Source organism: Mycobacterium lehmannii, assembly GCF_001499925.1.
Lineage (GTDB): Bacteria > Actinomycetota > Actinomycetes > Mycobacteriales > Mycobacteriaceae > Mycobacterium > Mycobacterium lehmannii.
Genome location: NZ_LQIR01000001.1, coordinates 437,086 through 451,487, shown reverse-complemented (window position 1 = coordinate 451,487; position 14,402 = coordinate 437,086). Strand labels below are relative to the sequence as shown.

Sequence of the window (14,402 nt, the reverse complement as noted above, 5' to 3'; positions counted from 1 at the left end):
TCCGACTGTGTCGGGAGAAGACAAACCAGCTGGCCTCGCGTCGAGGTTCTGGGTCATCGTCAAACGATCACCGGGCGGCGATCAGCGATCGAGGCGTAGTTGGCCACACTGACTGTTACCAACTACGCCGAAATCACTCGTTACACGTCGAAGTACAGCGCAACCTCGTACGGATGCGGCCGGATCTGGATCGGCATGATCTCGTTCTCCCGCTTGTAGGAGATCCACGTCTCGATCAGGTCCTCGGTGAACACCCCGCCCTCGGTGAGGTAGTCGTGGTCCTCTTCGAGCTTGTCGATGACCGCCGACAGCGAGGTGGGCGCCTGCGGGATGTTGGCGGCCTCTTCCGGGGGCAGCTCGTAGAGGTCCTTGTCGACCGGCGTCAGCGGCTCGATCTTCTTCTTGATCCCGTCGATGCCTGCCATGAGCATGGCCGCGAACGCCAGGTACGGGTTACCCGAGCTGTCCGGGCAGCGGAACTCGAGGCGCTTGGCCTTCGGATTGTTGCCGGTGATCGGGATACGCACACACGCCGAGCGGTTGCGCTGGCTGTACACCAGGTTGATCGGCGCCTCGTAACCGGGAACCAGCCGCTTGTAGGAGTTCACCGTCGGGTTGGTGAACGCCAGCAGCGACGGCGCGTGGTGCAGGATGCCGCCGATGTAGTGGCGGGCGAGGTCGGACAGTCCCGCGTAGCCGGACTCGTCGTGGAACAGCGGCTGGCCGTCCTTCCACAGCGACTGGTGCGCATGCATACCGGAGCCGTTGTCACCGAACAGCGGCTTGGGCATGAACGTGACCGTCTTGCCGGCCTGCCAGGCGGTGTTCTTGATGATGTACTTGAACAGCAGCACATCGTCGGCCGCATGCAGCATGGTGTTGAACTTGTAGTTGATCTCGGCCTGGCCCGCGGTGCCGACCTCGTGGTGGCCACGCTCGAGCACGAAGCCCGCGTTCTGCAGGTTGGTCGCCATCTGGTCGCGCAGGTCAACGTAGTGGTCGTAGGGCGCGACGGGGAAGTAGCCGCCCTTGGGCCGGACCTTGTAGCCGCGGTTGGGGCTTCCGTCGGCCTCCAGCGGCTCACCGGTGTTCCACCAGCCCGACTCCGAGTCCACCTCGTAGAAGGTCCCGTTGATCCGCGAGTCGAAGGTCACCGAGTCGAAGATGTAGAACTCGGCCTCGGCGCCGAAGTACGCGGTGTCGGCGATGCCAGTGCTGGCCAGGTAGTTCTCCGCCTTGCGGGCGACGTTGCGGGGATCGCGCGAGTAGGCCTCGCGGGTGAACGGATCGTGCACGAAGAAGTTCATGTTCAGCGTCTTGGCGGCGCGGAACGGGTCGATGCGTGCGGTCTCGGGATCCGGAAGCAGCATCATGTCGGATTCGTGGATCGACTGGAACCCGCGAACCGACGAGCCGTCGAAGGCCAGGCCGTCCTCGAAGACGTCCTGGGTGAAGGCCGAAGCCGGGATCGAGAAGTGCTGGACGACGCCGGGCAGATCGCAGAATCGGATGTCGACGTACTCGACTTCCCCGTCCTTGATGAGCTTGAGAATGTCGTCGGCCGTCTTTTCTGCCACTGAGTTGTCTCCTTTATCCAGTAACTCGCGGGTTGACGCTAAGGACACGATGTTGCACGGTCGTCAACCGAATGTTGCGCTGAAGTTACGCAATCACATCAGGGCCAGTCGCCGGCGGCCAATGGACTTCTTTCGAGTCCCATATCCTTCAGTGTATGGCCCGCACACTCGGGTCCTGGCTGTCGGGACCGGATCCGACCAGCGACGCGGGACCCAACGACTATCCCGGCAAGCGCCTCGGTTTACCGGAGACCGGCCCGGGGTCCATCGCCCGGTTCGGCAGGCGAATCGGCGCGCTGATGCTCGACTGGTTCATCGCATACGGGCTGGTGGGGCTCGCCGTGAACCTCGGATTCATCAGCAAGGACGCTTTCCTGTATTCGCCATTGGGGTCGACGTCCATCGCGGTGGTGTGGCTGGTGCTCGGCATCATCTCGGTGCGGTTGTACGGCTTCACCCCCGGACAGTGGGCGCTCGGGCTGCGGGTCGCCTCGATCGACCACCGCCAGCACGTCGGTGTTGGCCGTGCCGCGGTGCGCGGGCTGCTGGTGTTCTTCGTCATACCCGCGCTGTTCACCGATAGGGACTTCCGCGGTTACCAGGACCGCTTCAGCAACACGGCGGTGGTCCGGCGCTGACCGCTCCGAAGGTCACGCCTCGTGGCGGATCTGGCCGTTCATCATCGTCATCGTGACGTTCGCTCCGGCGATGTCGTGCGGGTCGATCGCGAAGATGTTCTTGCTCACGACGATCATGTCGGCGAGCTTGCCGACCTCGAGTGAACCCACCTTGTCGTCCATCCGGATCTGATAGGCCGCGTCCAGCGTGTTGGCGTGCACCGCCTCCGCGACGGTCAGCCGTTGGTTCGCGGGCGCCAGCACCGGCGCATCCGGTTGGCCGATCAGCTGACGGGTGACACCGATCTGGATCGCATCGAGCGGTTTGTAGGTCGAGAAGTAGCCCGCGGCCGGCCAGTCGGTGCCCAACGAGATGCGCCCGCCCGACTTCAACACGTCTTGGGGGCGATACATCAGGTCCTTTCGTGGTGGCCCGTAGCGGGCAGCCATGTTCTGCAGCGTGTCCGGATCCGCGGACATCCAGTTGGCCGAGAACTGGGCGACGACGCCGAGTTCGCCGAAGCGCCGGCTGTCGGGGTCCTCGACGTAGACCAGGTGCGCGATCGCATGCCTGCGGTCGCGCGGGGGATTGGCGGCCGCGGCGCGCTCGATCGCATCGAGGGCGACGCGGGCGGTGCGTTCCCCGCAGGCGTGTACATGCACGTCGAAACCCGCGGCGTCGATCTGACCGATGAGCTGGTGCCACTGCTGCTCGGTGAACGGGGATCCGCCCGTGGAATCGGGTTTGTCCGCATAAGGCTCGATGAGCCATGCGGTGTATCCGCCCTGGGTTCCGTCGCCGACGATCTTGACGACGTCGGCGCGCACCAGGTCAGTCGAGAACCGATCCCTGACGTCGGTCACCGCCTGTACGACGTCATCCACCGGCGCCGATCGCACGCTGTACGAGGCCACCACGCGGAACGGCAGCTGACCGCGGTCCTCGACGTCGGTGTACAAGCCGATCAGCGCGCCCTGATCCGAGCCGATGGGTGGCACGCCGGCGTCGAACACCGACGTGATGCCGGCCGCGGACGCCTTGGGCAGCCATTCTTCGAGCAACCGCCCCATGGTCTGCGGTGAGATCGGCTCGATCGCATCGACGAGACCGAGAACGGCGTTGACCTCGAGCACATATCCGGTCGGATCGCCGTTGCCGTCGCGTACGTAGTAGCTGAAACCCGGAATCGGATCCGGCGTGTCGCGGCCGACGCCTGCGATCTCGAGCGCCTTGCTGTTGGCCCACAGGCTGTGCCCGTCGATGGCGAAGAAGAAGCCCGGCCGGTCGGGCAGCACGCGGTCGAGGTCGGCGCGACTAGGTCCGTCGGGACCGAACATGTCGACGCGCCAACCGAATCCGCGCACCGGTCCGGTCGGGTGCTGTTTCGCGTACTGCTCGATCGCGGCCAGCGCGTCGGCACCCGTGGGCACCTGCAGGTCGACACCCGAGGTGAGGAAGGCGCCGAGGAACGGGTGGGTGTGGCCCTCGACGAAGCCGGGCATCAGCAGCCGGCCCTGCAGGTCGACCACCTGGGTGTCGGGACCGACGAGCGCCATCGCGCCCGCCTCGTCGCCGACGTGTGTGATGGTGTTGCCCCGCACCGCCACCGCCTGTGCCCACTGCGCCGGGCCTGCGACGGTGTAGATCGGGCCGTTGCGGAACACGTAGTCGGCCGCGCCATCGGTAGCCGTGGCGTCGGAGCCGCTCCCGGACGGGACGCTCGGAGAGCAGGCGCTGCTGGCCGCGGTCGCGGCGAGGACCACAGCGCCCGCGCGCAACACGGTCCGTCGATTCGCGAAATAGCCTGCCCATTCGCAGGCGGTGCACATACCGCGCGTCCGGCCGAAGCTGCCCTACCGCCGCCTCACCGTGCGCTGCACGCCCCGCATCTTGGCCTGCGCCGGCAGCGGGCCCTTGGGCATCGCGGCGGGCCCGACCTTGGTGCCCAACGCGGCCAGCCGCGACTCCAGCGCGTCCAACTGCTTGACGGTGATGTTCGCGGGCAGCTTGTTCAGGTGGCGCTCCAGTTTGGCCAGCGGAACTTCACCCTCGCCGTTGCCGATGATGACGTCGTAGATCGGGGTGTCGCCGACCAGCCGAGCCGTGCGCTTCTTCTCCTGCGCCAGCAGCGGCCGCACGCGCGACGGCGACCCCTCGCCGACGAAGATGACTCCCGGCCTGCCGATCACCCGGTGCACCGCGTCGAAGTGGCCCGTCGCCGCGACACCGGGCGTCACCCGCCACTTGCCCCGCATGTTGTCCAGCGCCCAGGCCGCTGCGCCCGTCTGGCCCTCGGCCTTGCTGTACACCGACTTCTGCGCGCGCCTGCCGAAGATGATGAACGCGACCAGCGCCCCGAGCACAATGCCGAGCGGAATCATCATGTAGGTGGTGAAACCGCCCGCGAAGATGCCGAGCGCCACCGAAGCGGCGACGATCAGCACGAATGCGCCGATCATGTACGGCAGCAGACGCTTGTCCTCTTTACGCTGAATCTGGAACGCCTGCCACAGCTGGCTGCGGCGCTGTTTGGACGCCGCCTTACGAGCCGCCTTGGCTTCGGCCTTCGCAGCCTTCAGTGCCTTTGGATCGCGGGTTTTCGCCATTGCTTCAGGATACGGACGCCGATTTGGCCTGGGCGTACAACCGACCCGCACGATACGACGAGCGCACCAGCGGTCCGGCCAACACACCGGCGAAGCCGAGGCGCTGCGCGAACTGCTCATGCTCGACGAACTCGTCGGGGTGCACCCAACGCTCCACCGGGTGGTGGCGCACCGACGGCCGCAGGTACTGGGTGATCGTGACGATGTGGCAGCCCGCGTCGTACAGATCGGTCAGCGCGGTCCGCACCTCCTCGGGCGTCTCGCCCATCCCGAGGATCAGGTTCGACTTCGTCACCAGCCCGAAGTCTCGCGCCGCGGTCAGCACGTCGAGGCTGCGCTCGTAGCGAAACGCGGGCCGGATGCGCTTGAAGATCCGCGGGACCGTTTCGACGTTGTGCGCCAACACTTCTGGACGGGACTCGAATACCTGCTGCAGCAGGTTCGGCTCACCGTTGAAGTCGGGGATCAGCAACTCGACACCGGTGTTGGGGTTGAGCGCCTTGATCGCGCGGACCGTCTCGGCGTACAGCCAGGCGGCGCCGTCAGGCAGGTCGTCGCGGGCCACCCCGGTCACGGTCGAGTAGCGCAACCCCATCGCCTGCACGCTCTCGGCGACCCGGCGCGGCTCGTCGCGGTCGAGTTCGGCGGGCTTGCCGGTGTCGATCTGGCAGAAATCGCAGCGACGCGTGCACTGCTCACCGCCGATCAGGAACGTGGCCTCGCGGTCCTCCCAGCATTCGAAGATGTTGGGGCAGCCGGCCTCCTCGCAGACCGTGTGCAGACCCTCGCGCTTCACCAGCGCCTTGAGTTCCTGGTACTCCGGGCCCATCTTGGCGCGGGTCTTGATCCACGGCGGCTTGCGCTCGATCGGCGTCTCGGCGTTGCGGACCTCGAGACGCAGCAGCCGCCGGCCTTCCGGAGCCGCATGGCCGGCGACATTGGATGAAGGAACGACAGTCACTACGTCAACGCTACCTCTAGCCGACCGTCGAGCGCATCGCACACAGCGTCGGCCACCCGGTCGATGACGTCGGAGACCGCGACGCGGCGCCCCAGTTCGGTTGACAGCGAAGTCACCCCGGCGTCGGCGATGCCGCACGGCACGATCGCGTTGAACGCCGTCAGGTCACAGTCGCAGTTGAGCGCGAATCCGTGCAGGGTGGTCGCCCGCGACACCCGGATGCCGATGGCGCCGATCTTGCGGGCCGGGCCGTTCTCATCGGCAGCGACCCACACTCCGGAGCGGCCCTCCACCCGGCCGGTCGGCACGCCGAGGTCGGTGCAGACCTTGATCAACGACTCCTCGAGCCGTCGCACGAAGTTGACGACGTCGAGCGGTTCGGCAAGGCCGATGATCGGATAGCCGACGAGTTGGCCGGGGCCGTGCCAGGTGATCTTTCCGCCGCGGTCGGTGTCGATGACGGGAGTGCCGCCGGTCCCGGGGTTCGGCCGCTCCTCGGCGAGCGTGCGCCGCCCGGCGGTGTACACCGGCGGGTGCTCGAGCAGCAGCAGGGTGTCCGGGCCGCCCGCCACGCGCTGGTCGGCGATCGCTCGTTGCAGCTGCCAGGCGTTCTCGTAGTCGACCGAACCGAGTCGGCGCACCTCGACCGGCACTGTCGCCGACCGGATCGAATGCGTCATGACCTCGACGCTACTCCGGGCGCGCGGTGGCGAACGCCAACGCTTCACCAATGGTGTTGTGGTGGAAAACGAATCCGGCCCGCTCGAGCGCGGCGGGGATGGCGCGTTGACCGCCGAGCAAACCCTCGTCGGCGAACTCGCCCATTGCCGCGCGCAACGCGAACCCGGGCACCATCAGCGGTGTCGGGCGGTTGACCGCGCGGCCCAACGCCGTGGTGAACTCGGCGTTGGTGACCGGCGCCGGGCCGGTGAGGTTCACCGGACCCGACAGCTCGTCGTGCGATATCGCGAACAGCAGCGCGCGGATCTCGTCCTCGAGGCTGATCCACGGCATGTACTGGCGCCCGTTGCCCAGCCGAGCGCCAAGCCCCAGGGAGAACAGCGGCTTGAGCCTGCCGAGCATGCCTCCGGCCTGTGCCAGCACCAGCCCCGAGCGCACGAGCACCACCCGGGCGCCGTCCTGGCGAGCGGGCCAGGTGGCGGCTTCCCAGTCCACGCACAAGTGGGCGAGGAACCCGTCACCTGCAGGGGCGGTCTCGTCGGCGATCTGGGACCCGGTGTCGCCGTAGTAGCCGACCGCGCTGGCGTTGACCAGCACCGGAACCCCGGCCTCGGCGACTGCGGTGGCCAACACCTCGGTCGGGCCGATGCGGCTGTCACGCAGGCTCTGCTTGAAGGCGCCCGACCATCGCTTCTCCCCGACGTTGACCCCGCACATGTTGACCACGGCGTCCACCCCGGCCAGCATCGCCGGGTCGAATTCGCCGGTGTCGGGGTTCCAGAACACCTCGTCGGCGTTCGACGGTGCGCGCCGGACGATGCGCAGCACACGGTGGTCGGTGGCGCGCAACGCGTAGACCAGAGCCGTGCCGATCAGACCGGACGATCCCGCGATCGCGATGACGGGTTCGGACACGAGATTCTCTAGAGGCGTTCTAGAGACCCAGATCGGCCTCGAATGCGCCCTCTTCTAGGCGACGCTTGATGGTGGTCAGGAAGCGCCCCGCATCGGCACCGTCGATCAGCCGGTGGTCGTATGTCAGCGGTAGGTAGCACACCGAACGCACACCGATCGACTCGTTGCCGAACTCGTCGGCGATCACCCTCGGCCGCTTGACGATCGCGCCGGTTCCCAGCATCGCCGCCTGCGGCGGCACCAGGATCGGCGTGTCGAACAGCGCGCCCTGGCTGCCGATGTTGGTGATGGTGAACGTCCCGCCGGACAGCTCGTCGGGCTTGAGGTCACTCGACCTGGCGCGCGCGGCGATGTCGGAGATCGCGCGGGCCAGCCCGGCCAGCGACAGGTCACCGGCGTTCTTGATGACCGGCGAGAGCAGACCCTGCTCCGTGTCGACCGCGATACCGAGATGCTCGGCGTCGTAGTAGGTGATCTCCTTGGTTTCCTCGTTGTAGCTGGCGTTCACGTTGGGATGCGCCTTGAGCGCGTCGATGACGGCGACGGCGATGAACGGCAGGTACGTCAGGTTGACGCCCTCGCGTTCGGCGAACCCCGCCTTCGCCCGCGCCCGCAGCGACACGATCCTGGTCATGTCGACCTCGTGGGTCTGCGTCAATTGCGCTGTCGCCTGCAGGGATTCGCGCGTCTTCTTCGCGGTCAGCTGCCGGATCCGGGTGGCCTTCTGGGTGGTGCCGCGCAGGTGTGCGAGCGACGCCGCCGACGCGTCGGCATCCGCGGGCGCTTTCGCCGCCGCGGGCGACCTGCCCGGGGCCTCGGCCGCCTGTTCGGTCGACGCCGCCGGTTTCTTGCCGGCCTCCGCGGCCGCGAGCACGTCCTGCTTGCGGATGCGGCCGCCGACCCCGGTGCCCTTCACGCTGGCGAGGTCAACGTTGTTCTCCGCGGCCAACTTTCGCACCAACGGGGTGACGTAGGGCCCGGACTCGCTTGCCGGCTGCGGTTCGGACTTGGACTCGGATTTGGGTTCGGGCTTCGGTTCGGGCTTCGGTTCCGGCTTGGACTCCTGCGCCGGTTCCGGCTTCTTGTCTTCCTTCCGCTCCGGCTTCTTCTCTTCCTTGGGTTCGGGCTCAGGTTCCGGCTCCGGTTCGGGCTCTGGCTCCGGTTCGGGCTCCGGTTCCGGTTCGGGCTCGGCTTCTGCGTCGGCATCACCGATCTTGGCCAGCTCGCCGCCCACCTCGACGGTGTCGTCCTCTTCGGCGGTGATCGAGATCAAGGTGCCCGCCACGGGCGACGGAATCTCGGTATCAACTTTGTCGGTCGACACCTCGAGCAGCGGTTCGTCGATCTCCACGCTGTCGCCGACCTTCTTCAGCCAGCGGGTCACGGTGCCTTCGGTCACCGACTCGCCGAGTTCGGGCATCAGGACCGGCGTCGACTTACCCGAAGACTCACCCGAGGACTTCGCGGCGGGCTTTTCCTCGTCCTTGTCGTCGGGCTCGGGCTCGTCTTCGGTCTCTTCGGCTGCGGGCTCGGGCTGCGCGGCCGGTTCCTCGGCGGGCTTCTCCTCCTCGGCGGGCTGCTCGTCGTCGGACCCTTGGTCCTCGTCGTCCGACGCTTCCTCGGAGTCGTCGGATCCTCCGGAGTCGCCGTCGTCGGCATCACCGATGACCGCCAACTCGCCGCCCACCTCGACCGTGTCGTCCTCCTGGGCGATGATCTTCTTCAGCACACCGGAAGCGGGCGCGGGGATCTCGGTGTCGACCTTGTCGGTGGAGACTTCGAGCAATGGCTCATCTTGTTCGACCGTGTCACCCTCTTGCTTGAGCCATCGGGTGACAGTCCCCTCGGTAACGCTCTCACCGAGTGCGGGCATCTCAACGGTGATGGCCATGTGATTGACTACCTCGCTCCCTTGAACGGTCGTCAGTCGTGCTGGGTGATTGTCTGCATACCCATCCTGTCACGTCCGGACGCGCAGTTCGCCGCAGACCGTCCGACCCACTGTTCTGGCACTATCGAAAAGAGATGATCGGAGGGAGCGCGGACGCGAGTGGGAGTCCTCGACAGGTTTCGGCGCGGAAAGCGTAAAGGCAGGGGTTCGGGTGCCGACCCCGCCGCCGATCTGAACTATCTCCGGCAGTGGGTCGCCACGCACACCGGCGTCGAAGCGTTCGTCGAACCGAAGACCACCGTCACCGACGTCACCGTGGTACTGGTCGCCGCCGACGGGGAATGGACGCGGCGACGCGCCGGGGGAGACGCCGGCGCGCGGCGGCTGTCCGACCGACTGAAGATCCCGGTGTACGACGTGCAGAAGGTCGGCTATCCGCAGCGGATGCGGGACTACGACGAGAAGCGCCGCATCGAGCGTCGGCGCGCTGCTCGACGGGAACTCGACGAGCGCTGACGAACGCTTGCGTGTGGGGGTGCCTCCACCCGGAGGGTAGGGGGGAGAACGGAAGGCACTGATACGGTACCGGCGGTTCCGCCAAGTCACGGGAGGTGCGATGGGGGACATCGCTACGCGGTTCGTCGACAGCACCGACGACGTGCGAATCGCCGTCTACGAAGAAGGCGATCCGCAGGGGCCGACCCTGGTCCTCGTGCACGGGTGGCCCGACTCGCATGTGCTGTGGGACGGCGTGGTGCCCTTGCTGTCCGACCGGTTCCGCATCGTGCGGTATGACAATCGCGGTGTCGGGAACTCGATTGGGCCCAAACGGGTTTCGGCCTACCGCATGTCTGCGTACGCGGATGACTTCGACGCGGTCGTCGCCGCGGTGAGCCCGGGCGAGCCGGTGCACGTGCTTGCCCACGACTGGGGCTCGGCGGCCATGTGGGAGTACCTGCGCCGACCCGGTGCCGGCGACCGGGTCGCGTCGTTCACCTCGATCTCTGGTCCCAGCATCGACCATCTCAACGCCTTCGTCACCAGCAGCCTGTTGCGCCCGTGGCGTCCGCGCCGATTCGTCCGCGCCCTGAGCCAGTTCCTGTCCTTCGCCTACATGGGCTTCTTCTCGATCCCGGTGCTCGCACCGCTGGCGGTGCGTGGCTTCGTCGCGAACCTGGTGCGCCAGATCCTGTTGCTGCGCGACGGCATCCCGCGTGAGCAGCTGCACCATTCCGCGACCTACAAGGCCGACGCCGCGAAGAGCGTCAAGGTTTACGGCGCCAACTATCTGCGGTCGATGAAGCCCGGACGCCGCGATCACTACGTCGACGTCCCGGTGCAGATCATCGTCAACACCAAAGACCCGTTCGTGCGGCCGCACGTCTACGACGACACGAAGAAATGGGTGGCTCGGCTGTGGCGGCGCGACCTTGCCGCCGGGCACTGGTCGCCGATGTCGCATCCGCGAGCCATCGCCCTGTCCGTCGAACAGCTCGTCGACTTCCTCGGCGGCAAGCCACCCGCGCGTGAGCTCCTGCGCGCGCAGGTAAGCAACCCGCGCGAATACTTCAGCCACACACTGGTTTCCGTCACAGGCGCTGGTAGCGGCATCGGCCGTGCGACGGCGCTGGCATTCGCCCGCGAGGGCGCTGAAATCGTGGTCAGCGATATTGACGAGGGCACCGCGAAGGAGACCGCGGCCCACGTCGCCGCGCGCGGCGGAATCGCGCACGCCTACACCGTGGACGTGTCGGACGCAGAGTCCGTCGAGCGGTTCGCCGAAAAGGTGTGCGCAGAACACGGGGTACCCGACGTCGTGGTCAACAACGCAGGCGTCGGGCACGCGGGCATGTTCTTCGACACCCCGCGCGAGGAGTACGACCGCGTGCTGGCCATCAACTTCGGCGGAGTCGTCAACTGCTGCAGGGCCTTTGGGCGCAGGATGGTTGACCGCGGACTTGGCGGGCACGTCGTCAACATCTCCTCGATGGCCGCGTACTCACCGCAACAGTCGATGAACGCCTATGCCACGAGTAAGGCCGCGGTCTTCATGTTCGGCGACTGCCTGCGCGCCGAACTGGACCAGGCGGGAGTCGGGCTGACCACGGTGTGCCCCGGCGTCATCGACACCAACATCGTGCACACCACCCGGTTCGACATACCCGCCGCCAAGCGGGAGCAGGCCGAAGCCCGTCGCGCGCAGCTCGAGAAGGCGTTCTCCCGGCGGCGGTACGGTCCGGACAAGGTCGCCAACGCGATCGTGTCGGCGGTCAAGAAGAACAAGCCCATCCGCCCCGTCGCCCCGGAGGCCCACATCGTCTACGGCGTCGCACACCTGCTTCCGCAGGTGATGCGCAGCGCCGCGCGCGGCAAGGTCGTCTAGCGGTCCCGAGACCGACGAGCGCCGAGACCGACGTTCTGGCGGATTTTTGCGCCGAAAAGCCGCCATTTCGTCGGCCTCACGGGAGTTGATCAGCCGCTCGCGGCTATGTCCTCGAGGACCGCGAACATCGTCCGCGTCGGCACACCCGTGCCGCCCTTACCCGTGTAGCCCCACGGCCCTCCGGTGTTGTACGCCGGGCCCGCGATGTCGATGTGGGCCCACTGCACACCGTCCGGCACGAACTCGCGCAGATAAGTGCCCGCCACGAGCATGCCGGCATAGCGCGAACCGCTGACGTTGGCGAGGTCGGCGACCGTGGACTTCAGATCGTCCTTGAGTTCCTCGGGCAATGGCATCGCCCAGGCGTTCTCGCCGACCGACTGCGAAATAGTGGCCACCCGGTCGCGAAACTCGTCGCTGCCCATGACGCCCGGCGTCCGGGCGCCGAGGGCGACGGTCTGGGCGCCGGTCAGCGTCGAAGTCTCGATCAGATAGTCCGGCTTGTCCTCACCCGCGCGCACGATCGCGTCGGCCAGGATCAGCCTGCCTTCGGCGTCGGTGTTGAGCACCTCGACCGTGATGCCGCCGTACTGCGTCAACACGTCACCGGGACGCTGCGCGGTTGCCGACGGCATGTTCTCGGCCATCGGCACCGTGGCGATCACGTCGATCGGCAGCTTCTGCTTGGCCGCCAGCACCACCGTGGCGATGACGGCCGCCGCACCGCCCATGTCGGAGGTCATGTGGTGCATGTTCGCCGCGGGCTTGATCGAGATGCCGCCGGTATCGAACGTGATTCCCTTGCCGACCAACGCGACACGTTTGCCTTTACGCTTGGCGCCCTTGTGGGACAGCCGCACCAGCCTCGGTGGCCGCGACGAACCCTTGCCGACGCCGATGATGCCGCCGTAACCGGCCTTCTCCAGTGCCTTCTCGTCGAGGACCTCGACCGATAGTCCGGCCGCCTCGCCCAACGCCTTTGCGCGCCGGGCGAACTCGTCGGGAAACAGGTGGCTGGGGGGAGTGTTGACGAAATCGCGGGCGGTGGCCACCGCGGTCGCGATGTCCGCTGCACGTTGTGCGGCCTCTTTGGTGGTCGACTTGGTGTCCGAGGTCAGGGCGGTGATCTCGCGGAGGCCGGCGTCTTTGGGTGCGGTCTTGTCGCTGCGGAAGTCGCTGAACCGGTATGCCCCCAGAATCAGGCCCTCGACCGCCGCCGCGAGGCCCACGCCCGACAGCGTGGTCAGCACTGACTCGGTGCCGTTGAGCGAGCGCGCCGCCACCCCGGCCGCGCGGCGGATGACATCGGCCGGATACCCGTCCCGTCGCTTACCGAGCCCGACGGCCAGCACGCTGCCCACCGGAAGCGACGGTGCGACGACGCGCGTGACCTGCTCGCAGCCGCCCTTGGCGTTCAGCGCCGCCAGCGCGGACTCGATCTCGGCGACCGCCGCGGCGTGGAGGGACGGGTTGGGCACCACCTTCACCTCTGAGTCGTCGTCCCCGTTCACCACGGGAACGACCAGCACCGAGCCATCGGCTTTGCGTTTGGGCAGCGACGTGCTGACGGTGACGGTCGGGGTCTGATATCCGGGGGTTGCAGGGCTCACGAAACCCAACCCTAGCTTCAGGAGCCGGTGTGAAGGTCGTAGGCCGTGACTGGGCCCTCGAACCCCTTGAGCGTCAAGGGTTCCAGCTGGACCGCAGGGTGATCGGGCAGCGCATCGCGCACATCGTGCCCGGCGAGTATCTGGCCGGGCGCCGCCGCGCTGACCAGTCGGGCTGCCAGGTTGACGGGGGTGCCGAAGTAGTCGCCTCCGATCGAGAGCACCAGCCCATACCCCAGGCCGGCACGAACCCCCAGGCCGCTCTCGCGCGCCCCGGAATACTCGACCAGGTCGGTCGCGGCCTTGACCAGCTGCTCCGGGCTGGAGTTCACCCACATCACCTCGTCGCCGATGAACTTGACCACCCGGCCGCCGTCGCCGTGCACCACGTCGCTGACCGCGCCGCTGAACTCGACCAGCAGATCCGACAGCTCCGTCGGGCTCAGCCGCTGGGTCAGCACCGTGAACCCCGACAGGTCGGCGAACCCGACGCCGCAGGTCACCATCGCCGACGCGTCGTGAATGACGTCCTCGAAGTAGGCCCTGGCGCTGGTGATGTGGTGGCGCCACACCGCATCCATCAGCGCCGAGATTCCGGGCACCAGCGCGGCGACCGAACGGTAGGCGCGCGCGGTGGTCAGCTCGTCGTGGGTGTGCGTCATCAACAGATCGGGCTGCGCCAGCCGGATCATCGTTCCGCTGGCCTCGGCCAGGCGCGCCATCGTCGCACCGATGATCCGGAGGAAGTTGAGGGCGGCACCCGAGCCCGTCACCGCGCTGATCGTCCGCCACGACGCCAGCGCGTCGACGTCGGCGCGGCTCAGCGCGGGCACGTCGGGGCCGGCGACGTGCAGACCGAGCGCCTGCCAGGCGTGGGCGAGGTCGGCGAGGTCGACGCCGAGTTGTTCGGCGGCCGCCCGCAGGGTGTAGGTGGGCGGCCCCGACCACTGCAGGACGTCGCCGGCCAGACCGAAGAGCCGGCCGCGGCGTTCGGCCTCGACCATCTCCTCGGCGGAAAAGCCCAGCGAGTCGAGGTAGGCGATCAGCCCGGCCCGCGCATGGGCGTCGGCGATCCCGGCGGCTTGCAGCGCGTCGAGGTCGACCACCTGCACAAGTGTGCCAACTTCGCGGCCCCATTAGGGTGGATCGGCGTGACGCACGGT

Annotated in this window: 12 protein-coding genes; 3 read left to right on the top strand and 9 right to left on the bottom strand. The window is 67.5% G+C overall.

Features of this window, described 5'->3' with window-relative positions:
• Positions 1 to 140: 140 nt before the first annotated feature.
• Positions 141 to 1,577 carry a type I glutamate--ammonia ligase gene (glnA, locus tag AU192_RS02205; RefSeq protein ID WP_064394040.1) on the bottom strand — a complete coding sequence of 479 codons (1,437 nt, stop codon included), beginning with the start codon at positions 1,575 to 1,577 and terminating at the stop codon, positions 141 to 143.
• 155 nt (positions 1,578 to 1,732) lie between these two features.
• Between glnA and AU192_RS02200 the strand changes: the two genes are divergently transcribed.
• Entirely contained in the window at positions 1,733 to 2,215 is a 483-nt protein-coding gene (locus AU192_RS02200) for an RDD family protein (RefSeq protein ID WP_064394039.1), read from the top strand.
• A gap of 12 nt (positions 2,216 to 2,227) precedes the next feature.
• Here the strand turns inward: AU192_RS02200 and AU192_RS02195 are convergent, their stop codons facing one another.
• Genes AU192_RS02195 through sucB form a run of 6 tightly spaced genes read right to left on the bottom strand, consistent with a single transcriptional unit; the run spans position 2,228 to position 9,249 of the window.
• Entirely contained in the window at positions 2,228 to 4,024 is a 1,797-nt protein-coding gene (locus AU192_RS02195) for an amidohydrolase (protein ID WP_207544897.1), read from the bottom strand.
• A 24-nt stretch (positions 4,025 to 4,048) separates the two neighbouring features.
• Complete coding sequence (locus AU192_RS02190) at positions 4,049 to 4,801, bottom strand: DUF4191 domain-containing protein (protein WP_064394038.1); 753 nt, start codon at positions 4,799 to 4,801, stop codon at positions 4,049 to 4,051.
• A 4-nt stretch (positions 4,802 to 4,805) separates the two neighbouring features.
• On the bottom strand, positions 4,806 to 5,762 hold the full coding sequence (gene lipA / locus AU192_RS02185; RefSeq protein WP_064394037.1) for a lipoyl synthase: 957 nt from the start codon (positions 5,760 to 5,762) through the stop codon (positions 4,806 to 4,808).
• Entirely contained in the window at positions 5,762 to 6,442 is a 681-nt protein-coding gene (gene lipB, locus AU192_RS02180) for a lipoyl(octanoyl) transferase LipB (RefSeq protein WP_064394036.1), read from the bottom strand. Before lipB ends, lipA begins: the two co-directional genes overlap by 1 nt.
• A gap of 10 nt (positions 6,443 to 6,452) precedes the next feature.
• The gene (locus AU192_RS02175) at positions 6,453 to 7,358 is read right to left on the bottom strand and encodes a TIGR01777 family oxidoreductase (protein WP_064394035.1); all 906 of its coding nucleotides are present in this window, start codon (positions 7,356 to 7,358) and stop codon (positions 6,453 to 6,455) included.
• A 19-nt stretch (positions 7,359 to 7,377) separates the two neighbouring features.
• The gene (sucB, locus tag AU192_RS02170; RefSeq protein WP_082694873.1) at positions 7,378 to 9,249 is read right to left on the bottom strand and encodes a 2-oxoglutarate dehydrogenase, E2 component, dihydrolipoamide succinyltransferase; all 1,872 of its coding nucleotides are present in this window, start codon (positions 9,247 to 9,249) and stop codon (positions 7,378 to 7,380) included.
• A gap of 159 nt (positions 9,250 to 9,408) precedes the next feature.
• Between sucB and AU192_RS02165 the strand changes: the two genes are divergently transcribed.
• Together AU192_RS02165 and AU192_RS02160 are read left to right on the top strand one after the other, a co-directional pair.
• Positions 9,409 to 9,765: a hypothetical protein gene (locus AU192_RS02165; protein WP_064394033.1), complete on the top strand. Its 357-nt coding sequence runs from the start codon at positions 9,409 to 9,411 to the stop codon at positions 9,763 to 9,765.
• 100 nt (positions 9,766 to 9,865) lie between these two features.
• Positions 9,866 to 11,632 (top strand): SDR family oxidoreductase, encoded by a 1,767-nt coding sequence (locus AU192_RS02160; RefSeq protein ID WP_064394032.1) that lies wholly within the window; start codon positions 9,866 to 9,868, stop codon positions 11,630 to 11,632.
• An 89-nt stretch (positions 11,633 to 11,721) separates the two neighbouring features.
• On the opposite strand, the gene AU192_RS02155 is transcribed toward AU192_RS02160, so the two are convergent.
• On the bottom strand, positions 11,722 to 13,242 hold the full coding sequence (locus AU192_RS02155) for a leucyl aminopeptidase (protein ID WP_064394197.1): 1,521 nt from the start codon (positions 13,240 to 13,242) through the stop codon (positions 11,722 to 11,724).
• Between the two features lie 17 nt (positions 13,243 to 13,259).
• On the bottom strand, positions 13,260 to 14,345 hold the full coding sequence (locus tag AU192_RS02150) for an adenylate/guanylate cyclase domain-containing protein (protein WP_064394196.1): 1,086 nt from the start codon (positions 14,343 to 14,345) through the stop codon (positions 13,260 to 13,262).
• Between the last annotated feature and the right edge of the window lie 57 nt (positions 14,346 to 14,402).